Source organism: Streptomyces sp. NPDC087844 (assembly GCF_044742785.1).
GTDB lineage: Bacteria > Actinomycetota > Actinomycetes > Streptomycetales > Streptomycetaceae > Streptomyces.
In genome coordinates this window covers 255,686-275,290 of sequence record NZ_JBIUVD010000001.1, presented here as the reverse complement: position 1 = coordinate 275,290, position 19,605 = coordinate 255,686, and the positions used below count along the sequence as shown (strand labels likewise).

General features: G+C 70.0%; 15 protein-coding genes and 1 pseudogene. 6 read left to right on the top strand and 10 right to left on the bottom strand.

What is annotated here, in order from left to right:
• Positions 1-26: 26 nt before the first annotated feature.
• From ACIOKD_RS01135 to ACIOKD_RS01125, 3 genes are all read right to left on the bottom strand, one after another.
• The gene (locus ACIOKD_RS01135) at positions 27-839 is read right to left on the bottom strand and encodes a hypothetical protein (RefSeq protein WP_402076583.1); all 813 of its coding nucleotides are present in this window, start codon (positions 837-839) and stop codon (positions 27-29) included.
• Entirely contained in the window at positions 839-2,116 is a 1,278-nt protein-coding gene (locus ACIOKD_RS01130) for a VWA domain-containing protein (RefSeq protein ID WP_402076582.1), read from the bottom strand. The genes ACIOKD_RS01135 and ACIOKD_RS01130 overlap by 1 nt, the downstream gene beginning before the upstream one ends.
• A 160-nt stretch (positions 2,117-2,276) precedes the next feature.
• A complete protein-coding gene (locus ACIOKD_RS01125) occupies positions 2,277-3,854 on the bottom strand; it encodes an IucA/IucC family protein (protein WP_402076581.1) in 1,578 nt (525 codons plus the stop codon).
• Positions 3,855-3,901: 47 nt separating this feature from the next.
• On the opposite strand from ACIOKD_RS01125, the gene ACIOKD_RS01120 reads away from it, so the two are divergent.
• Both ACIOKD_RS01120 and ACIOKD_RS01115 read left to right on the top strand, forming a co-directional pair.
• On the top strand, positions 3,902-5,617 hold the full coding sequence (locus ACIOKD_RS01120) for an IucA/IucC family protein (RefSeq protein WP_402076580.1): 1,716 nt from the start codon (positions 3,902-3,904) through the stop codon (positions 5,615-5,617).
• A 157-nt stretch (positions 5,618-5,774) separates the two neighbouring features.
• The gene (locus tag ACIOKD_RS01115) at positions 5,775-5,906 is read left to right on the top strand and encodes a hypothetical protein (RefSeq protein ID WP_402076579.1); all 132 of its coding nucleotides are present in this window, start codon (positions 5,775-5,777) and stop codon (positions 5,904-5,906) included.
• A gap of 176 nt (positions 5,907-6,082) precedes the next feature.
• Here ACIOKD_RS01115 and ACIOKD_RS01110 read toward each other — a convergent pair whose 3' ends face one another.
• The 3 genes and pseudogenes from ACIOKD_RS01110 to ACIOKD_RS01100 all read right to left on the bottom strand — a co-directional run bounded on the left by ACIOKD_RS01110 (position 6,083) and on the right by ACIOKD_RS01100 (position 8,366).
• Entirely contained in the window at positions 6,083-6,574 is a 492-nt protein-coding gene (locus tag ACIOKD_RS01110; RefSeq protein ID WP_402076578.1) for a GNAT family N-acetyltransferase, read from the bottom strand.
• Between the two features lie 226 nt (positions 6,575-6,800).
• Positions 6,801-7,565: a DeoR/GlpR family DNA-binding transcription regulator gene (locus ACIOKD_RS01105; protein WP_402076577.1), complete on the bottom strand. Its 765-nt coding sequence runs from the start codon at positions 7,563-7,565 to the stop codon at positions 6,801-6,803.
• Positions 7,562-8,366, bottom strand: a pseudogene (locus ACIOKD_RS01100) (alpha/beta hydrolase). Before ACIOKD_RS01100 ends, ACIOKD_RS01105 begins: the two are co-directional and overlap by 4 nt.
• Positions 8,367-8,764: 398 nt before the next feature.
• On the opposite strand from ACIOKD_RS01100, the gene ACIOKD_RS01095 reads away from it, so the two are divergent.
• Positions 8,765-11,284: an NB-ARC domain-containing protein gene (locus tag ACIOKD_RS01095; RefSeq protein WP_402076576.1), complete on the top strand. Its 2,520-nt coding sequence runs from the start codon at positions 8,765-8,767 to the stop codon at positions 11,282-11,284.
• A gap of 7 nt (positions 11,285-11,291) precedes the next feature.
• Here ACIOKD_RS01095 and ACIOKD_RS01090 read toward each other — a convergent pair whose 3' ends face one another.
• The 4 genes from ACIOKD_RS01090 to ACIOKD_RS01075 form a co-directional block, all read right to left on the bottom strand.
• Positions 11,292-12,995: a hypothetical protein gene (locus ACIOKD_RS01090; protein ID WP_402076575.1), complete on the bottom strand. Its 1,704-nt coding sequence runs from the start codon at positions 12,993-12,995 to the stop codon at positions 11,292-11,294.
• A 627-nt stretch (positions 12,996-13,622) separates the two neighbouring features.
• Complete coding sequence (locus ACIOKD_RS01085; RefSeq protein WP_402076574.1) at positions 13,623-13,781, bottom strand: hypothetical protein; 159 nt, start codon at positions 13,779-13,781, stop codon at positions 13,623-13,625.
• Positions 13,769-13,948 (bottom strand): hypothetical protein, encoded by a 180-nt coding sequence (locus ACIOKD_RS01080; protein ID WP_402076573.1) that lies wholly within the window; start codon positions 13,946-13,948, stop codon positions 13,769-13,771. Before ACIOKD_RS01080 ends, ACIOKD_RS01085 begins: the two co-directional genes overlap by 13 nt.
• A gap of 198 nt (positions 13,949-14,146) precedes the next feature.
• Positions 14,147-15,736, bottom strand: a complete 1,590-nt coding sequence (locus ACIOKD_RS01075; protein ID WP_402076572.1) for a GMC family oxidoreductase — start codon at positions 15,734-15,736, stop codon at positions 14,147-14,149.
• Positions 15,737-15,854: 118 nt separating this feature from the next.
• On the opposite strand from ACIOKD_RS01075, the gene ACIOKD_RS01070 reads away from it, so the two are divergent.
• The 3 genes from ACIOKD_RS01070 to ACIOKD_RS01060 all read left to right on the top strand — a co-directional run bounded on the left by ACIOKD_RS01070 (position 15,855) and on the right by ACIOKD_RS01060 (position 19,580).
• Positions 15,855-16,463 carry a TetR/AcrR family transcriptional regulator gene (locus tag ACIOKD_RS01070; protein WP_402076571.1) on the top strand — a complete coding sequence of 203 codons (609 nt, stop codon included), beginning with the start codon at positions 15,855-15,857 and terminating at the stop codon, positions 16,461-16,463.
• Positions 16,464-16,545: 82 nt separating this feature from the next.
• Positions 16,546-19,401 carry an RHS repeat-associated core domain-containing protein gene (locus ACIOKD_RS01065; protein WP_402076570.1) on the top strand — a complete coding sequence of 952 codons (2,856 nt, stop codon included), beginning with the start codon at positions 16,546-16,548 and terminating at the stop codon, positions 19,399-19,401.
• Positions 19,401-19,580 (top strand): hypothetical protein, encoded by a 180-nt coding sequence (locus tag ACIOKD_RS01060; RefSeq protein ID WP_402076569.1) that lies wholly within the window; start codon positions 19,401-19,403, stop codon positions 19,578-19,580. The genes ACIOKD_RS01065 and ACIOKD_RS01060 overlap by 1 nt, the downstream gene beginning before the upstream one ends.
• The last annotated feature ends 25 nt before the right edge of the window (positions 19,581-19,605 follow it).

The following is a 19,605-nucleotide window of genomic DNA, read 5'->3' as shown; positions in this document are numbered from 1 at the left end:
CCGGTAAACGGCAGCCGCGCGCAGCGCTACGCGCGGGGCCGCCCCGCTCCACGCGTCAGCACGTACCCCCCGATCCCCGCGAGAGCGGCAAGCACACCGCCGATGCCCGTCCACACCCACCGGTCGGACCACCACCCGGAGGCCCACCCGTCATCCGGCTCGATGCTGGACAGCACGGCCGCAGGCGAGTCGGACTCCTCGTCACCGTCACCGTCACCGTCACCGGCCGCCACGGCCACCCCCGGCACCAGCGGCTCGGACAACGAGCCGTCAACCGCCGCCGCCCCGCCGACCTCCTTGGAGTCGACCCGCACCTCGGTGGTCACCGGCAGCCCGAGATCGGCCGCCGTCAGCCCGACCGTGGTCAGCCGGATGTAGTACGTACCCGGCAACGGATCGTCGGCCCACGGCTCCGACCAGGCGCGGACCGTACGCAACGTACAGGACAGCTCCACCGAGCCCGCGTCCTGCGCGGCCGTCCGCGTCTGCGCCCCGTACTGGCACGCCTGGCGGCGCCGCAACCCGTCGTACACGTCGATCTGCCAGGTCGCGGACGCGTGCGAGCCCGGCAGTTTCACCTTCGCCCGCACGGTCGGCCGCTGTCCCGCGTCGGCGGGAAACGACCAGTACAGATAGTCGCCCGTGGACGCGCCGGCGGTCGCGCGCTGTCCCTGGTCGACCTCGGCGGCCGTACGGAAGGACGTCCCCGCGGAGGTGGGCGCGTCGGAGTCGTCCAACGGGCTCGCGGACGGGGAGGAGTCGGCCACCGCCGGAACCGCCGCGACCCCGAGCAACAGCAGCCCCGCACTCGCCGCGCTCAACAAACTCTTCGTACGCATCAGTTGGTCCTCCAGACCGCGACCCGCCAGCGAGACACCCAGCCCCACAGCACACCCGCGAGGAAGCCGGTGAGCACCAGGGCGCCGAGCAGCCACCAGCCGCGGCCGAGGCCGAAGGAGGCCACGTCGCTCGACGCGCCGGGCCCGTCCACGACGTCGATGGTCAGTTCGAGCGGCAGACCGGGGGTGGTCTTCACCCCGGAGGCCGCCGAGAAGGAGTTGGCGACCTGGAGACACACGACCTCCGTCGCGGACCCGGAGTCGTCGTCGGAGTCGTCGCTCTCCGCCTTGGGGTAGCGCAGACCGGCCGACATGACGTCGGTCCGGCCGGTGCCGGTCGTCTCGCCGCGCACGATCTCGCGGCCGTTCGTGGTGACCGCCCGAAGCGACACCCCGTAGTCCCGGTCGACCTGGCGGTCGGCCGCGACGCTCACCGAGGCCCGCAGTTCGGAGCCGGCCGGCAGGTCCACGCGGTACCAGCGGTGCTGCCCGAACTCCTCACGGTCGGTGTACAGCCCCGACTTGACCGCGGGTGCCTTCGCGCACGAGTCGGCGCCTTCGACGGCGACCGGCGTCACCACCGGATCGGCGGCCCGGTCGACCAACTGGTTGACCTTGTCGGTGAGTTCGTCGGTGTGCTCGACCGAGGTGTACGTTCCGCCGGTCGCCTCCGCGATGCAGCTCAACTGCTGCCGCAGCTTGGTGTTCGGCACAAGACCCAGTGTGTCGATGGTGAGGCCGATCCCCTTGGCGGCGATCTCGCGTGCCACCTCGCACGGGTCGAGCGGGGCGCAGGTGTCCTCGCCGTCGCTGATGAGGACGATACGACGGGAGCCCTCACCGCCTTCGAGGTCGCCGGCGGCCTTGAGGAGCGCGGGGCCGATAGGGGTCCAGCCGGTGGGCGACAGGGTCGCGACCGCCGTCTTCGCCTCGGTACGGTCCAACGGACCCACTGGGTAGAGCTGTTCGGTGTCCTTGCAGCCTGTCTTGCGGTCGTCGCCGCGATAGTTGGCGCCGAGTGTCCGTATGCCCAGCTGGACCTCTTCCGGGGTCGCGTCGAGGACCTCGTTGAAGGCCTGCTTCGCTGCCGCCATCCGGGTCTGGCCGTCGATGTCCCGGGCCCGCATGGAGCCGCTGACGTCGAGAAGCAGGTTCACCTTGGGCGCGGCGGTCCCGGAGGGCTCGTCGGCGACGGCGCCGGGCGGGAGCGCGATCCCGGCCGCCAGGGCGGCGAGCAGGGCGCAGGCGCCCGCCGCCAGCCGTTGTCTTGTGATCATCGACGGATCCTATTGATCAAAGGCACCGCGCTTCAAAACGAGCGACCGGGAGACGGGCTGTCGGTCACCTCGGTCGGCCCCCGGTCGGCACTCCGGCCCGCCGCCCGGACGGCGGTTCTGTTGCCCCCTCAGACCCTCGGACTCTCAGACCCTCAGACCCTCAGGTCGACGCGTCGTCCGGGCCGGCGAAGGGGTTGGGCAGACGGGCCCAGCTGTCGCCGGGCCGATCCGGCGACAGCCTCATCAGCGTCAACGCCTTCGCGGGCAGCGGCTCTTCGAGCAGCGCCGTGAGGTCCGGCGTGCGCGGCAGGTCCCGTACGGCCGTGGACAGCGCCTCGCGCAGTGCCGGTGTCGAACCCGCCGTCGCCGCCAGCGTGCCCGCGACGAGTGAGCCGAAGAGTTTGCCGCGCAGCAGGGACTCGTCGTCCGTGACGATACGGCCCGTCAGGTCGGGGACCGGGATGCCGTGGCGGGCCAGCCGGGCCGGGCTGATCCGGATGTCCGCCAGATCGCGGTAGACGAGCCGCACCGGGTCACCGGCGGGGGAGAGCACCACGAGCAGGTTCTGGCCGTGTGCCTCCAGGGCGACGCCCAGTTCGAGCAGCCGCAGCCCCACGGTGAGCGCGAGCCGGCCGAACTCCGCCAGCCAGCGGGGGGACTGGGGCAGGACGCTCGCGGCGAGAGCGGCGAGCGGCACGACCTGCTCGCCCGGCCCCGCGTACAGCTCGGGGGACTCCCGTGAAACGGCCGCCAGATCAGCGGAGTCGGCGGTGACCGCGCCGAGGGTCCGGGTGATGTGCAGCAGCCCGTCCAGACGCCCGGCCATCGACTCCATGAACGCCGACACCGTCGCCGCCGACGTGATCGAGTGGACCGAGATGTCCCGCACGGAGGAGGTCAGCCGGGTGCTGAGCGCGGTCTTGATGTGCGGTCCGCCCGGCACGGCCAGGGTGCGCAGCGACATCAGAGGATGTGCGGCCATCCCGTCCCCGACGGGCGTCTCGTCCTTCAGCACATGCCGGGCCTGCCATGGATGCACGGGGATCAGCATCCGCCCCGCCTCCCGGTACGGCCACTCGCCCGTCGACCGGCAGTCGTCCTCCCGTACGGCGACCAGGCCCAGCCGGACCACCGGCCGGTGCTCGGGGGCGTACGCCAACTGCTCGGCCACCGAGAACCCGGGCCGCGAACGGCAGTTGGGATGGAAGGGATGCCCGTCGACGACCCGCTGCTCCCACTCCCAGAGCGTACGGGGACCGCCCCCTGGAGTCTGGTTGGCGCGTGACAGGGCCAACGAGGCGACGCTGTGCGCGAGTTCGGCGGCGAAGGGTCGGCCGTGCGGCAGCCCGAGCGCGGTCATCAGCTCGGCCGGATGGTCGTACGCCGTCCCGTCCAGCTCGACCTCCGCGACGGACGAGGCCGTCGCGTACGGGTCCGGGTGCGGCCCGTGCAGTCGGCGGCCGTCGGCCGTCCGGAGCGTCAGACCGGCGTACCCGGCCTCGCGGTGCGTGACCCACGCCAGCGGTTCGAGGGCGAGCCCGCGCCACAGCCGGGTCAGTACGGCCGAACGGGCGCCGGGGAGTTCGGCCGCGTAAGGGGAGAGCAGGCCGGGGCGTACCGTGCGCAGCTCGGCGGCGAGAGCGGTCTCGGTCCCGGCCGGGGTGCGGGGAGGATGCACAGGGGCTCCTAGGGTGAGGGGACGCCGTCCGGCCAAGTACGGCGCCGGACATCCGGACATACTCAGCGCAAGTGCACCGTATGCAACGAACGGATCGCGTGGATCACATGCCCCCCGTGCCCCCCGTGCAGCCCTTCTCCCCCGTCTCTCTCATCCCGTCCGTGCCCTCCGCGCAGGCCACCGACGGCGTCGCAGAAGCGGCCGACACGATCGCGGCGGCACCGCTGCTCAACTGCCTGCTGCGGGAGATCGGCGAACCCGAACCCGAACCGGAACCCGTACCCGAACCCGTACCCGAACCGCAAACGGAACCCGAACCCGTACCCGAACCGGAACCCGCGTCCCAACCCGCGTCCGCGTCCGCGTCCGTACCCGCGACGGAGCCCCGGCCCGAGTCGGGTCCGGAGCAGGCGCCCGGCGCTCGGCGCGTGTACCGGCTGCCCGCCGGTAAGCGGCTCCTGCGGGTGCGCGACGGGCGCCGGCCCCGCGACCCGGAGCTGTTCGCCGACGGCACCTGGCAGCGGCTCGACCACGCCGAACTGGTCGAGCTCGCCGCCGAGGAGCTGCGCCTGCACACCGGCCTGAACAACTCCGAACTGCCCGCCGAGATGACCGACAGCCGGGACGCGGTGGCGGCGATCCTGGCGGCCAGGGCGGGCGTGGCCCCGCCCGCCGACCCGTACCGCCGCTCCGAGCAGTCCCTGATCACGGGGCATCCCCACCACCCCGCCCCCAAGGCGCGCGGCGGCGGCCCGGCCACGGCCTGGCTCCCGTACGCCCCCGAGGCGTACGCCGACTTCCCGCTCACGCTGCTTGGCCTGCGCGAGGACGCCTGCGTGCAGGACGGCGACACGAGCGCCCTGGACGCCCTCGGCGAAGCCCCCGACGGCTACCGGCTCCTCCCCGCCCACCCGTGGCAGCTCGACCTCGTCGGCGGCGGCCCGGAGATCCGCGAGGCGTTCGCCGACGGCCGCCTCGTACACCTCGGGTCCTCGCCGTGGTCCGCGTGGCCCACGGCGGCCATCCGCACCCTGTACGTCCCCGACGCCGACCTCTTCGTGAAGTTCAGCCTCGACGTCCGCATCACCAACGACATCCGGCGCCTGTGGCGGCACGACCTGCTGGCGCTGCGGCGTACGGACGCCGCTGTGACGGAGGCCTTCCGTACCCTCCCCGGCGGCGCGGCCTGGCTGAGCGACCGCGGCTACCGCACGGCGGACTTCGCCTTCGAGGAACTGGCCGTTCTCGTGCGTGACGGTCTGGGCGGGCATGTGACCCCCGGTTCGACTCCGCTGCTGGCGGCCGCGCTGACGGAGGGCACGGGTGGCCCGTGCAACCCTCTGGACACCCTCGCCGATCCGGCTGCCTGGTTGACCGCGTATCTGCGCCAAGTCGTGCCGCCCGCACTGGAGTTGTTCACCCGGCACGGGGTCGTACTCGAAGCGCATCTGCAGAACACGGTGGTGGCCGTGGACGCCGGCGGCACGCCGGTGCAGGCGCTGTTCCGGGACGCGGAGGGTGTGAAGCTGGTGCCGGACGTGACGCGGGCGGCGGGGTGGGAGCGGCTGGTGTACTGCCTGGTCGTGAACAACCTGCTGGAGATCGCTGACGCCCTGCGCGAGCGGTATCCGCTGCTGGACCCTTGGGAGCCCGCGCGCCGGGAGCTCGCGCGGTATGCCCGGGAGCTGCCCGAGGTGGCGGACCTCCTGCGGTCCCCGACCCTGCCCGGGAAGACGAACCTGCTGCTGCGCTGGACCGGGGCGGACGGCGCCGCCGCACGCTACCGGCCGGTCCCGAACCCCCTGCGCGCGCCGGACGCCTGACCGGCACCCCGGGCGGCTGAATCACAGTGGCGCGTGTGCTGCGCCAAGTGACCGCCGATCGATACGTGACCCCGCTGCGAGCAGGCGGCTCCGTGCCCAGAGCCATCGATACTCCCCACATTCTCCCCAGAGGCGCCGCTGGGGAGAGCACGGTGACATGGAGAGCTGGTTCGCCTGCGGCTCCAGCGTCGGCACGCTGAGCGACTACCGCTTCATTCGGCCGGTGGACGCGGCAGTCATCGGAACCGATGAGACGCTCCAACCGGAGATGCCGGAGCTCCTGCCATGAGTGGAGATAACCGTCACGGGCGTGCCGCCCCGAGCTGGAGACTCAGGTCCGCGACGGCGGTTGCGTCGGCGTGGCTGCACTACTGCACGGGAGATTCCGCAGAAGGCAGGATGGGACAAGGCCGCACGGGCCCACTTCTCGCTCACACTCGAAGAACCCGTGCGGGCTCGGTCACGTCACGGCCGTAGCAGACGGCCTCGCGTACCGGGTCGTGGCCAACGTGCTACGGCAGGTTCAGGCTCTCGCATCGATGCCGCCCCGGGCGGGCGCACCATGATGACATCGATCGGGTCCTGTGCTTCCACGACGAATCCGTGGCGCTCGTAGAGCCGACGGGCCACACTGCCCCGCAAGACGTTCAGACCCAGAGTCACGCCCTGCGCGTCCGTCCGCTCCAGCAACGTGCGCAAGACGCCGGATCCGAGGCCCTGGCCCTGACAGTGCGGCGCAAGGTAGAAGTGCTCCAGCCACTGCCTGCCCTCGGAGGGCCGGACCGTGACACACCCTACGAGTTCGCCGTCGATCGTGATGATCGACGTGTGCTGCGTGGAGAAAGAATCCCGCAGCCGTTGCCGCACCCGGTGCTCGTCGTAGCGACCAAGGCGTTCCAAGTCTGTACGCATGACCGTGGCACGCAACTCCGCGATCACCTCAACGTCCGTGGCCACTGCGGAACGCAATATCCAGCCCGCACCGTGCGCCGACCTGGTCTGTGCAGGCACCTTCACGTCCGTTCGCTCCCCGCTTCCGTCAACCCGGCATCCATCGCCGGAGTATCTCAGCACGCCCGCTCGGACCAGGCAGACGGGAGGATCTCAAGCCTGGCCGCCCGCTCCCGCTGCAAGCTCAATCGCGGACCGAGTCGTAAGTCCCGGGCGCCGTGGCCGGCCGTCTTCAGGCTGTCTCCCGGGGTGACGGCCGATCCGGTCCGGGCTCCTCCAGGGGATCGGCCAGCACCACCGCAATCCCGCGAGCGGCGAACGGCGCCACGTCGGCCTCCGTCGCCGACGCATCAGTGACCAGGGACCAGCCGGGCGGCAGCGTGGCCCAGGCGTGGAAGGGGGCCCGGCCCAGCTTCGCCGCGTGGGCCAGGACGTACGTGTGAGTGGCGCGGCGGGCCATCAGTTCCTTGAGCCGGGTCTGGCGCAGGTCGGCCTCGCAGATCCCGCCGTCCGCCGTCACACCGTCCGTGGACAGGAAGACCCGATCGAAGGTCATCCGCTCCAGCGCCGCCTCCGTCAGCGGGCCGACGAACGCCTGGCTGAGCGGGCGCAGCGTCCCGCCGAGGCATTCCACGTGCACGCCCTCGACGTCCGCCAGTTCGTGCAGCGCCGTCAGTCCGGTGGTGGCCACCGTCAGATCCTTGGCGGTACGCAGCTCGCGCGCCAGCCCCCCGACCGTCGATCCGGCGTCCAGCAGGACCGTCTCGCCCGGCTGGACCTGCGCCGCCGCCCACCGGGCGATGGCCCGCTTGTGCGCGTACGCCTCCGTGGTGCGCTGGCGCAGGGACGCCTCCGGATGCGCGTTCAGGGCCAACGCCCCGCCGTAGGTGCGGGCGAGCCGCCCGTCGGCGGTGAGCCGGGCGAGGTCGCGGCGGATCGTGGAGGCGGTCACACCGAAGTGCCGGGTCTTGGATTCGATCGACGTGTGGGCGGTCATTCACCGAGCTGCCGCCGCAGCCACTGCCGTCGGACGACTCGGGCGTCCAGGGATGGCGTGGCCTGTGGCGCCAGGTCGCTGGATCCGTGGAAGCCGCCTGGCCAGACGTGTAGTTCGGTACTGCCACCCGCCTGCCAGATGCCGTTGACATAGGCGACGTCCTCGTCGCGGAAGGTTTCCGCCGAGCCCACGTCAACGAAGGCCGGAGGCAGTCCCGACACGTCGGTTGCGCGGGCCGGAGCCGCATACGGCGAGACGTCACCGGTGCCGCGTGCCTCTCCCAGCAGGGCGGTCCAGCCGATCTCATTGGACGTACGATCCCACAGGTCCAAGCCCGTCATCTGATGGGCGGACGGGGTGCCATTGCGGTCGTCGGGCATAGGAGAGACCAGCAGCTGACCGATCGTGCGGGGACCTCTGCGGTCCCGGGCCAGGAGCGTCAGGGCCGCTGCCAGCTCACCATTCGCGCTGCCGCCCACCAGGACGATGCCGGCTCGGGTCACCGCCGATCTGCTCGGCGTGCTCGGCGGTCCACAGCAGCCCGGCGTAGCAGTCCTCGACGAGGGCGCGATGCGGGTGCTTCGGGGCGAGCCGGTACTCCACCGACACCATGACCAGGCCCAGTTCCTGCGCACAGTCGAGAATCGGCTCGATTCCGTACCTGCGGCTGCCCATCACCATGCCACCGCCGTGTGATGCGTGAGGACGCGCCGTGCGCCGTCCTCCTGACAGGTGAACCACACGGTCCCGATGTTCCGTCCCCCGAAAGGGTCGATCGCCGTACGATGTACACGCCGACACCGCCCACGCTGCAAAGAACCAGCGACTGAGCGCTGCAAGCGCATCTTGGCCGCAATTCTCCTCAAACCAATGGAAGGCGGGCGTGTCAAGCCGGCGGATGGGCTGACGCGGCTGCTGGATCAGGTCGGCCTGCTCGCCGTGACGCCGAATGCCCCGCCCGTCCCGGTCAGGAGACGCCCGACGCTGCCGAATCCGCCATCGGTGTTCCGAGGCGCAGCGGCCAGGGGCCGTGTGGGCCCGGTTGCCGCAGGGCCTGTCTTCTCCTCTTCGGCGCTCGGCCGTGTGCTGTGACGTGATCATTTTGGCTGCTCGGTGGGGCGAGCTGTCCAACTCGGCGAGATCGTTCTACCGTGGCCTTTCCTGATCCGCAGGGCAGCAAGTGATGCGAAGGAGGCTTGGTGGAAGCCGAGTTGGCGGCGCTCGCGGCGTCGGGGGCGACGACTCTGGTCGGGTTGATGATCTCCGACTCCTGGTCGAGCGCCAAGGAGAGGCTGACGAGGTTCCTTGCCCAGCGCCGCTCGGCAGGCGAGGCGGAGGAAGAACTCCAGGCAGCCAGCGAGGAGCTGGCCCGTGCCCGGTTGGCAGAGGACACTGCCGCGGAGGAGGAGATCGAGGCGGACTGGCGGCAGCGGCTGCTCGACGTTCTCCGGGAAGAACCCGCCGCCGCAGCCGAGTTGCGCGGCCTGCTGGCCGAGTGGGCGGGCAACGTCTCGCACACCGTCATCAGCGGTGGTGTGAACCATGGCCCCGCCTTCCAGGGTGCGCAGATCCATGGCGGTATCACCTTCAACGTTCCGGCGGCGATGCCAACGGCCGGTGAGACCGCCCGGCCGGACCAGGTTCCGGTGCTCACCGGACCGTTCAGCAACCGCAGGCGCGAGCTCTCCCTGCTGGACGCGATGTGCGGTGCGGCTGCCCGGCGGCAGAGCGGCGTCGACGTCACGGTCGTCGGCGGGCTGCCGGGGGTCGGTAAGAGCGCCATGACGCGGAAATGGGCGAGCATGTCCCGGCAGCTCTTCCCGGACGGGCAGTTGTATGTGGACTTCGCGGCTCTTCGTGGCCAGGCGGCCACCGGTGGGACCGTCGGCGCCGACGTGTCCGAAGCCCTGGCCATGGTCCTCAGATCCCTGAAGGTGAGCGACGCCGGCATGCCTGCGTCGCTCGCGGAGCGGACCAACCTGTTCCGTTCGCGCTCCGCCGGTCAGCGTCTGCTGCTCGTCCTGGACGATGTGAGCCAGCCCGCACAGGTACGCCCGTTGATCCCCAAGGGCCCGGGGAGCGCCGTTCTCGTGACCAGCCACGGCAAGCTGGGTGAACTGGTCCTCGACGGAGCACAGCTGATCTCACTGGAACCCCTGGACGCGGAGGGTGGCCTGGCCCTCCTGGCCGACCGCTGCGGCGAGGAGGCCGTGGCAGCCGAGCGGGCTGCGGCCGAGCGCCTGGTCGAGCTGTGCGGGGGCCTGCCGGTGGCGCTGCAGATAGCGGCGGCCCGCCTGATCACGGACGACGGTTTGACCATGACGTCACTGTCGGAGGAACTGGAGGACGAAGCCGGTCGGCTTGCCGCGCTGGTTCTGCCAGGATTCCAGGGGACTCTCCCCGGGGAGGAGTACTCCGTGTCCGCCTTGCTCGGCTCCTCGTACAGGCTGCTGCCGCCCGACGCCGCTCGGCTTTACCGCCTCCTTGGATGGCTGCCGACTGGGGCCTTCGACGCCGGAGTCGCCGCGGTCGCGGCGGACCTCGACACCCCGAGTGCGAAGCGCCTGCTGCGCACACTGGTGACGGCGAGCTTCGTGGAGGCCGGCCGCGACGGCCGTTACCGCATGCACGACCTCGTACGGCTGCATGCCCGCGAACGCGCTGCGGAGGAGGAGCCGTCGGCGGAGGAGAAGGCGATGACGAGGAGGGTGGCCACCCACTACCTCGTTCTCGCCGCGTTCGCCGACCGGGCGCTGAGGAAGGAGCGGTTGCGGATCGCCGACCTGTCACCGCTGCTGCGCACCGCGGACGATCCCTTCGCGGTCGGCGCGGGACCCTCCCCGCTGGAGTGGCTGGATGCCGAGCGCCACGCCATCCTGGCTGTCTTGCGGGCCGCGAGCCGGCACGGGCTGTACAGCCTTGTCTGGCCACTGGCTGAGGCGTTCACGGCCTTGTTCCTGCGGCACCGTTACCTGGAGGCGTGGAAGGAGTCGCTCGAACTCGGTGTCGCCTCGGCCGTCGCCCTCGCCGAGTCGGCTGAAACCGCGAGCGATATCGCCGAGGCTGCACAAGCCGAGGCGCGGCTGCGCAGCCTGTTGTCCCGTCCACTGATGGATCTCGGCGAGACCGACCGTGCCGGGAGTGAGCTGCGGACCGCTGACGCTCGGGGCGAGGTGACCGGCCACCTCACTCTGCGTGCCTCCGTGCAGGAGTTCCTCGGACGGTATCTGGACCGGGTCGACCCTGCTCAGGCCGCGCCCGCCTACCGGCGGTCGTACGAACTGAACAAGGAGGCGGGACAGAGCCGTGGGGCAGCAATCGCCGCCTACTTCCTCGGCTGCGCGCTGGACGCTCGCGGCGAGTACGCCGAAGCGCTGGAAACCCTGTGCATGGCGCACCACGACCTGCTCGCACGCGAGGAACCCGACCTGCGTATGGCTGCGCGGGCCATGGCCGCTATCGGTGTCGTCCATGACCATCTGGGCGTCACCGAGGAGGCGGTGCGTGCGTTGCGCGAGGCGGTACGTGTCCTGGAAGAGGAGAAAGCGACGCACTACGAGGCTGAGGCCCTCGTCACCCTCGTCGACATCGCGGAGCGGGCCGGAAGCCACCAGGACAGCGTGCGCGGCTGGCTCACCCGGGCTGTCACGCTCCACGAGGCCAACGGCAATCCTGTGGCGGAGGACATGCGACGGCGGCTGGAGAACCTCGGCTGGTGACAGCCAATCACCGCGAGCGGCTCGGTGCGGGAGAAGGGCGCAGCCGCAGGACGACGTCCTCGGTCCGCAGGTCTCCGATCCGCAGGGTGACGAAGACGTCGTCCAGAGGGCGACCCGCGCGCAGGCGCGCGTAGACAACGGCAGCGGGAAGACCCGCGTCCAACTCGGGGCCGGTGACGGCCGCCTCTACGATCCGACCGTCCCTGAGCCCGACCAGGAAGCCCCCATGGCGGACGGCCGACGCAGCGACGAGGCTTCCGGGCAGCCGTTCGAGGGTGCCCTGGATCCACTGCAACGCGCCGACCGCGGTAGGGGCCGGACGGTGGGCCAGGATCACTGAGGCACTCTCGACCAGCCGCCGGTCGCGTTCACCGTCGGAGCACGCGAGATGGGTGCAGAACAGGGGCGAGCCGGTGCCCGTGCCACCGCCTGGGTACACGGCGGCCGGGAAACGGTGCACGACGACAGCCGAGGGCATGTGGTCCTGTTCGATCTCCTCGACCTCTGTGGCCACCTGCCAGGACGTGACCGGAGCGGCCGAGGGGTCAGGCCGGGGCAGCACCATCGCAGACGGTGGCGGGGAAGGCGGCTCCGGTAGCCGCAGCAGCCGGTAGAGGACGGCACGGAGCCGCGGGAGAGCCTGCCCCGGTTCGGCAAAGGCGGACCGTGCGATGGCCGCGTACCGCTCGGGTGTGTGCTCGTGCATGACGTGCTCGACCTGACGGCGCAGGTCTCCACGGAGGTCGAGCCGGGGAGCGACGGCCCCCAGACCGTGGATCGCGGTCCCGGGCACCGCGTCGGCGCCGAACGCCCCCAGCAGGACGGGCGTACCCGCCGAGGCGCCGTACAGCGTCACCGAGCCGTGGTCGCCGACCACGGCGTCCGCCGCCACGAGCGCGGCCCGCCACGCGTGAACAGCGGGCACGAGACGCAGGCCCGCGTCCAAGGCAGCCGCTTGGAGGACCCGGATCTGCCACGCGCCGTGAGCGGCCCACACGTTGGGATGGACTATCGCAGCAACCAGATACTCGTCACAGGGAAGTTCTCCGAGGAGACGCGCGGACAGTTGCGGGTGACGTCCCAGGAGCGACGTGGGCCCCCAGGTCGAACTGACCACGATCAGGCGCCGGCCCGCCGTGACCCCCAGGGCCTCGCGGTACGCCTCCCTGCTCTCCCGGCTGGCCAGGAGTTCGTCGAAGCAGGGATCACCCACCAGCAGGGTACGGCCGGCTGCTTCCGGGTGCGTGGCGAGCAGCTGCTCCTCCTGGGCCGGATGCGATACGGCAAGCCAGGCACGGCCCGACTCCAGCAGGGAGTCCGGCACGGCACCGGAGAGCCGCTCGTGGGGACCGTGCGAGTCCGGAACCAGCTTCTGGAAGCCCACCCCGTGCGGCAACACCAGGACCGGGCAGTGTCCCTCCGGTACGTCGATGTTCTCGCTGGCGGAGAGGATGAGGTCGGGGGCGATGTGCTCCAGTTGCTCCCAGGGCATGACCCGGCAGCCGGCGCCGTGCAGCAGATCGAGGACGCCGGAGCCGAAGGCAGAGCTCGGGTCGTGAGCAAAGACGACGGTCACGCGATCGTCGCCGCGCAGCAGGGCGGGCAGCGTTTCGAGGATACGTACGGCCGACGTGACCGTACGCGTGGCGACGACCAGGGTCCGTTCTCCGCGGAAGGTGCCCCACCGGTGGGCGTCGTGCCCCACGGGCACGCGAAGAGGCTGATCACCGGACAAGGCGGCCGCCTCTAACAAACCTGCGCCTCCAGCGGCTCGCGGCTCGCGGCTCGCGGCTCGCGGCTCGCGGCTCGCGGCTCGCGGCAACGATTCGGTATCACATGCCAAGGTGCCGAGCAACCTTTCGTGTGCGTCTCGCGGGGTCAGGACTGCTACACCGTAACGAACGGGACGGGCAGTGCCAGAGATGGCCGACGCATTCAGAACCGTGATGCCTTCGACCAGTCCTCCTGCAGTTGGAGACCGCGGCTTCCCTCACTGGCCGAAGGCGGGTGCGTCGGGGCGGGTCGGGTCGCCGCCTGTGTGTGGGCAGAGCGGTGCGCCGGCGGAGCTGGCGGAGCGCGGCCGATGAGGTGCTGCTCGGCACCGATAGTGCGTCCACCAGCGAGCCGTGCCCGGGCCGGGATAGGTGACACTGCTCGCGAGGCGCAAGAGACAGCTGTCAACGGCGCCCTCTCGGGTGTCGCGGGACGTACCGGACTGAACCCCCGTCGGGCCAGGAGTCGGTGGGCACCCGCCCGCACCGTGCCGGGGGCGCATTCGGAGGCGGCTCCGCTGTGACGTTCGAGTGCGCCCATGCCGTCTCGTCCTGCTCCGTCATGACTACCTGCCCTTGGCGGGCTGGTCGACGCGGCCGGTGGACAGGCCGAGCCGCTCGGCAACCTTGGCAAGGGTGAGGGTCCGGCGGAGTTCGAGTGCGGCCTGGTGGAGACTCCAGATCTTGACTGTGACCTGGGGTTTCTTGTCGGTCAGGTTCTCCACTGAACCCGGATCGGTTCAATGCCCTGCCAACTCGATTCCAGACTGGTCACATCGGTCTTCAGCTCCGCCAGTTGTCCAGCGATCTCCGTCGCCGTCTTGGACGTGCTGGGGGAAGCGTTGGCCAGGTATTGACCGGAGTAGTCAAACACCACTGCGGCAGTGGTCACGGCAGGTGGGCAGCACCTGAACAGGTTCTGATCACAACAGGTGAGGTGTGCCCGGCCTCCAAGGCCGCCAGACCGATACGGAACACATCCGGCGCCCCCGCGACCAGCCCGAACGCGGTCCGCAGCGCCTCACGGTGCGGAGCGGGCAGCTCAGTCGTGTCAGCTGTCCATATTTCTGCAGCCACGGTTCCGGCCGGGTCAGGCGATGCCGGCGCGTGCGATGCGTGCCGCCGCCCGTTCGGCGATCATGATCGTGGGGGCCTGGGTGTTGCCTCTGGTGATGGTCGGCATGACCGAGGCGTCGGCGACGTACAGCGCTTGTGTTCCGTGTACGGCCATGGTGGCGGGATCGACCACGGCGCTGCTGTCGGTACCCATCCGGCACGTGCCGACCGGGTGCCATTCACTGCCCACGTTGCCGTCGATCCACGAGTCGAGGCCCTCATCGGACCAGTCGTACGGAGTGAGAGCCTCACCACCGGTCGCTTTGGCCAGAGTGGGGGTGTGGAACAGTTCACGTGCGCGCCGGAGACCGGCTCGCAACCGGGCGCGGTCGCGTCCGTCGTCGAGGTAACCGGGGTCGACGAGCGGCTTCTGCGCCGGGTCCGCGTCGGCCAGCCGTACCGTGCCGCGGCTGTCCGGGTCCAGAACGCTGATCGCGCAGGTGACGACCGGATCCTCGATGAGCGTCATCTCGGCGGTCATGCCCAGCAGCGTCAAGGTGAACTGCAGATCGGCCACCGGGCGCGCGGCGTCACTGCGCAGCACGGCCGCGGCCTGTGTGAGCGAGGCCAGCGGGCCGCGCCGCAGGAGCTGGTAGTCGCGTACGTCGCTCTCGGTCAGGGTGTTCCACAGGGGACTGTTGTCGATCACCGGCCACACCGGTGTGACCATCGGGTGGTCCTGCAGATGGGCACCCACTCCCGGCAGGTCGCGCACGAGGGGCACGGCGAGGTCGTGGAGGTGGTCCGCGGGGCCGACGCCGGAGAGCATCAGCAACTGCGGGCTGCGCAGGGCCCCGGCACACAGCACCACCGCCCGCCGGGCGCGGATCTCCGTGTCGCCCACCCGCACGCCGACGGCGCGACTCCCGTTCCACAGGACGGAGGTGACGTGCTGTCCGGTGGCCACGGTGAAGTTCTCCCGGCCGCGGGCCGGCGTCAGGTAGCCGTCCACCACGCTGTGTCGGCGGCCGTCCTGGATGTTGCTCTGGATCAGGCCCACTCCCTCACCGACCGGGCCGTTGAAGTCCTCGATCAGCGGCAGGCCGTGCTCCACACCGGCCGCCACGAAGGTGAGCGGCAGGGGTCCGGCGTCCCGGACCGTGGTGACGGCCATCGGGCCGCCCACCCCGTGCCAGTCGTCCGCGCCGCGGTCACTGTCCTCGATGGCCCGCAGGGTGGGCCGCACATCCGGCCATCCCCAGTTCGCGGCCCCCTGCGCCTGCCACATGTCGTAGTCCTCGGGACGCCCGTGGAACCACGCCATCATGTTCATGCTGCTGCCACCGCCGAGCCCGCGCCCCTGCGCGAGCCCGATCCGGCGTCCGCCGATGGCACGCTGCGGTGCGGTCAGGTCGCCCCAGGAGTGCGGACCGGCCAGGAGCTGGAAGGCGTTTCCCGGGGCGAGGGACTCCGGCTCCTCGCCCGTCGTCGTTCCGGCTTCCAGCAGCAGCACCCGACAGGTCCGGTCCTCGCTCAACCGTGCGGCCACCACGCAGCCGGCCGCACCGGCCCCCACGACCACGAAGTCCGCCTCCACCGGCAGTGAGATCGCTTCCTGTGTCACCGTGATCCACCCATCTCGACGTAACGAGATACGCCTTGCGTATGTTGGCTCATCTTAGCTGAGTCGAACTCAGGTGAAATGACTTTGGCTCCGATGCGCGGCGCTATATCGTGAGGCGGTGAGCACTCGCACCTCCGGCCGTCGCGCCGACTACGCGGAACTGACACGTCGGGCGATCATCGACGCGGCCCGCACGCTGTTCGCCCGACGTGGTTTCTTCGGCGCCAAGATCGATGAGATCGCCGAGCTTGCGAACGTGGCACCCGGCACCGTCTACGCGGTCGGCGGCGGCAAGCAGGGACTCCTTCGGATCCTGATCGACGAGTGGGCCGCCGCACCCGTGCTGAAGGAGAGCCTGGAGCGGCTGCCCGACCTGCGCGACCCCCACGAGGTACTGGCCCTCGTGGCCGCATCGAGCCGAAGGGTTCGCGAAGACCACGGTGACGTCATCCGTGTGCTGCTGAGCGCCGCGCCGCACGACGAGCCCGCCGCCGAGGGATTGCGCGTATCCACCGAGCGCTACCGCGGCACACTGGCCGCGGTGGCGAGGCACCTGCACGAGCTCGGCAGCCTCGCCGAGGGCACGGACGCCCGGCACGCGACCGACGTCCTGTGGTTCTACTTCGGCTACTCCGGCTACCTCACCCTCACCGAGGACAACGGATGGCCGCTCGCGAAGGCGGAACAGTGGCTGTTGACCCAGTGCGAGCGCACGCTCCTGGGCTGACAGTGAACCGCTGCGCCCGGGCGCCGATGGCGCCGTTGGCCGGGTCGACCGCGAGGCAGTCGTCTCGGCCGGCGGCAACCTCATGCTCGCCGCCACCGACTTCCAGATCGCCGGGGTCGACAAGTCGCTGCAGCTCACACGAACGTACAACTCTCTGGATGCACCCTGGGGGAAGGTCTCGCAGCGCTGGTGGCAGGGCTACGAGCGCTACCTGCAGATCGAAACCGACAAGGTGCTCCTCTACGACGCCACCGGCGGCTCGGTCTCCTTCATCAAGAAGACGGACGGCACCTTCACCGCACCCGAGGGCTACCGCCTGGACCTGAAGAAGACGTCCGACGGCGAGTACGTAGTGACCGAGCGTGGCTCGGGTACGAAGGACACCTACAGTGCATCAGGGACGCTGCTGAAGGTGAGCGACCGCAACGGCGGCAACATCACGGTCGAGCAGCAAAGCGTGGGGGCCGAGGCCACCGGCTTCAAGCTCACCGAGTCCCGCTCGGGCCGCTCCATCGACCTGGTGAAAACCAACGCCTCGCAGTGGCAGGCCAAGGACAACAACGGCCGAACGGTCGTCTACGACCTCAACGCGGCCGGGGATCTGACCAAGACGGCCGATGCCGAGGGCAAGGCCACCGTTTTCGGGTATGACGCGGACCGTCGCCTGACGAAGATCACCACGCCCGAGGGCCGGGTGACGGTCTTCACCTACGACAGCCAGAACCGTGTCACCTCGATGAAGCGGGCGACTGCCTTCGACGGGTCCGGCGAGACCGGCCCGACCTACCTCTACGACTACTCGACCGCCACGCCGAATGCGGCGGGCACCACCACCGTCACTGACCCGGTCGGTGACACGACGGCCTACCAGCACGCCGCGGATGGGGAGATCACCAAGGTCACTGACGCCCTGGGACGCTCCCGTGACCGCACCTACGACGCGAACCGGAACGTGGCCACCGCGACGGACGGGACGGGTGTCGGCGGCACGCCGGGCAACGTCACCGCCTATGGCTGGGACGGTCGTTCAAACCCGACGTCCCTGAAGCTGCCGACCGGCGCGACCTCATCACTGACCGCCTACCAGACCATCGCCGGGGCGGACGTACCCGGGAAGGTCACCACCGCTGACGGGGTAGCTGTCAGCTACAGCTACGACTCTTCGGGCAACGCCACCAAGGAGACGGTCGCCGGAACTGAGGGTGGCACCCGCTCGTTCGCCTACAACCCGGCCACAGCCACCTGCGGCGGCTTCGAGGGCCAGCGGTGCGAGGTGAAGGACGCCAACCAGAACACCACCAAGTTCTCCTACGACGCCAAGGGAAACCTGTCCAAGGCCACCCCGCCCAAGCCCCTGGGTGAGACCAGTTACACCTACGACGGCCTGGGGCGGCCGGAGACGTCCACCGACGGCCGCGGCATCAAGACCGTCTACGTCTACGACAACCGCGACCGGATCACAAAGGTCTCCAGCACGAACGCCACCGTGACCTACGCCTACGACGGAGACGGCAACCTCAAGCAACGCTCCGACTCCACCGGAATCACCACATACGACTTCGACCCGCTGAGCCGGGAGACGGTACGCACCCTGCAGGACGGTTCTCAGACCGTGCTCACCTACACGGCCGACGGCAACGTCGAGACGTACAAAGACCCGTCCGGAACGGTCCGCTACACCTACAGCAAGACCAATCAGCTTGAGTCGCTGACCGACCCCTTCGGCCAGAAGACCGGCTACGAGTACAACGCCAACGACGCCCGTAGCAAGGTGAGTTACCCGGGCGGTGCGGTTCAGTCGATCACCCGTGACAAGTCGAATCGAGCCACGGCCATCAAGGCATCCTCGTCCAAGGGCACCCTGATGGACCTCGCCTACAGCTACGCGTACACCAGCGGCAGCACCACCAAGGACGGCACGAAGATCCGCACCAGGACCGACGCCGCGGAAGGGCTGACGCGCACCTACGACTACGACTCTGCCGGACACCTGACCTTCACCAAGGAGACCAAGGGCACGGCGACCAACAACAGCTGGCTCTACTGCTACGACGGAGCAGGCAACCTCACCTCCCAGGGCACCGCGGCCGGCTGCCCGGGTGGCTCCACCTACACCTACAACGCCGCCTCGCAGATCACCGGCAAGAACGGCTCGACGGCGAACTGGTCCCATGACCAGGCCGGCAACGAGACGGCCGCAGCCCCGACCGCGGAAGCAACCCGCACCGGCGGCGAGTGGAGCGACTTCTCTCAGCAGACGTCCATCACCCAGGGCGGGACTGCCTACAAGGGCCGCTACGCCAGCACCGACAACTCCGAGCGCACTCAGTTCGGCAGCACCGCCTTCCACCACGGTCCGCTCGGCCTGTCATCCCAGACCGCCGGCGGCGTAGACACGAACTTCACCCGTGAAGCCGGCGGCAACCTCAACTCGTTCCGTACCCAGGGCAAGACGTACTACTACCTCGCGGACTCCCTCGGAACGGTCGAGGCGGTGGTCAACGCGGACGGGGAGAAGGTCAACACCTACACCTACAGCCCGCGCGGCGTCACCAGCTCCAACGAGACGGTCTCCCAGCCCTACCGCTTCGCCGGCGGCTATCAGGACCCGACCGGGCTGTATCACAACAAGGCCCGCTTCTACGACCCGAACGTCGGCCGCTTCACCCAACCCGATCCCTCCGGCTTGGAAACCAACCCGTACCTCTACGCCTCGGGCGACCCGACCAACCGGATCGACCCCGCAGGGTTGTTCGACTTCGGCAACTTCATGGGGGGACTCGGTTCGGCGGTGGTCGCGGTCGGATCAGGGATCGTGACCGTCAGCACTGCCCCAGCATGCGTGACCGTAGTGGGCTGCGCGCCCGCCATCATCGCGGGCGGCACTACGATCGCTTCGGTCGGAGCCTCATACACGTTCTTCAAGGATGCGTTCTAGTGACCAGCGATTCCAAGAAGCGAGCCGCTGCCGGAGTCGGCATCCTGGTCTTGGCCGGGGTGGCATTGGCCATCGCCGCTCTGACCGGAGGTAGCCCCGGCTACGTCCTCATGGCTGTAGGAGGCACGGCCATCGTGGCCGGACTCGGTATCGCACTCGCAGGTCACCTGCGAAAGTAGCAGTCACCCCGTGCGGCTTTGAGGC

Bases quoted from the DNA above. Each gene is read 5' to 3' on its own strand.
- ACIOKD_RS01065 (WP_402076570.1), top strand. From the start codon at position 16,546: ATGCTCGCCGCCACCGACTTCCAGATCGCCGGGGTCGACAAGTCGCTG.
- ACIOKD_RS01105 (WP_402076577.1), bottom strand. From the start codon at position 7,565: ATGACCGCCCACACGTCGATCGAATCCAAGACCCGGCACTTCGGTGTG.
- ACIOKD_RS01120 (WP_402076580.1), top strand. From the start codon at position 3,902: ATGCCCCCCGTGCCCCCCGTGCAGCCCTTCTCCCCCGTCTCTCTCATC.
- ACIOKD_RS01130 (WP_402076582.1), bottom strand. From the start codon at position 2,116: ATGATCACAAGACAACGGCTGGCGGCGGGCGCCTGCGCCCTGCTCGCC.
- ACIOKD_RS01125 (WP_402076581.1), bottom strand. From the start codon at position 3,854: ATGTCCGGATGTCCGGCGCCGTACTTGGCCGGACGGCGTCCCCTCACC.
- ACIOKD_RS01115 (WP_402076579.1), top strand. From the start codon at position 5,775: ATGGAGAGCTGGTTCGCCTGCGGCTCCAGCGTCGGCACGCTGAGCGAC.
- ACIOKD_RS01135 (WP_402076583.1), bottom strand. From the start codon at position 839: ATGCGTACGAAGAGTTTGTTGAGCGCGGCGAGTGCGGGGCTGCTGTTG.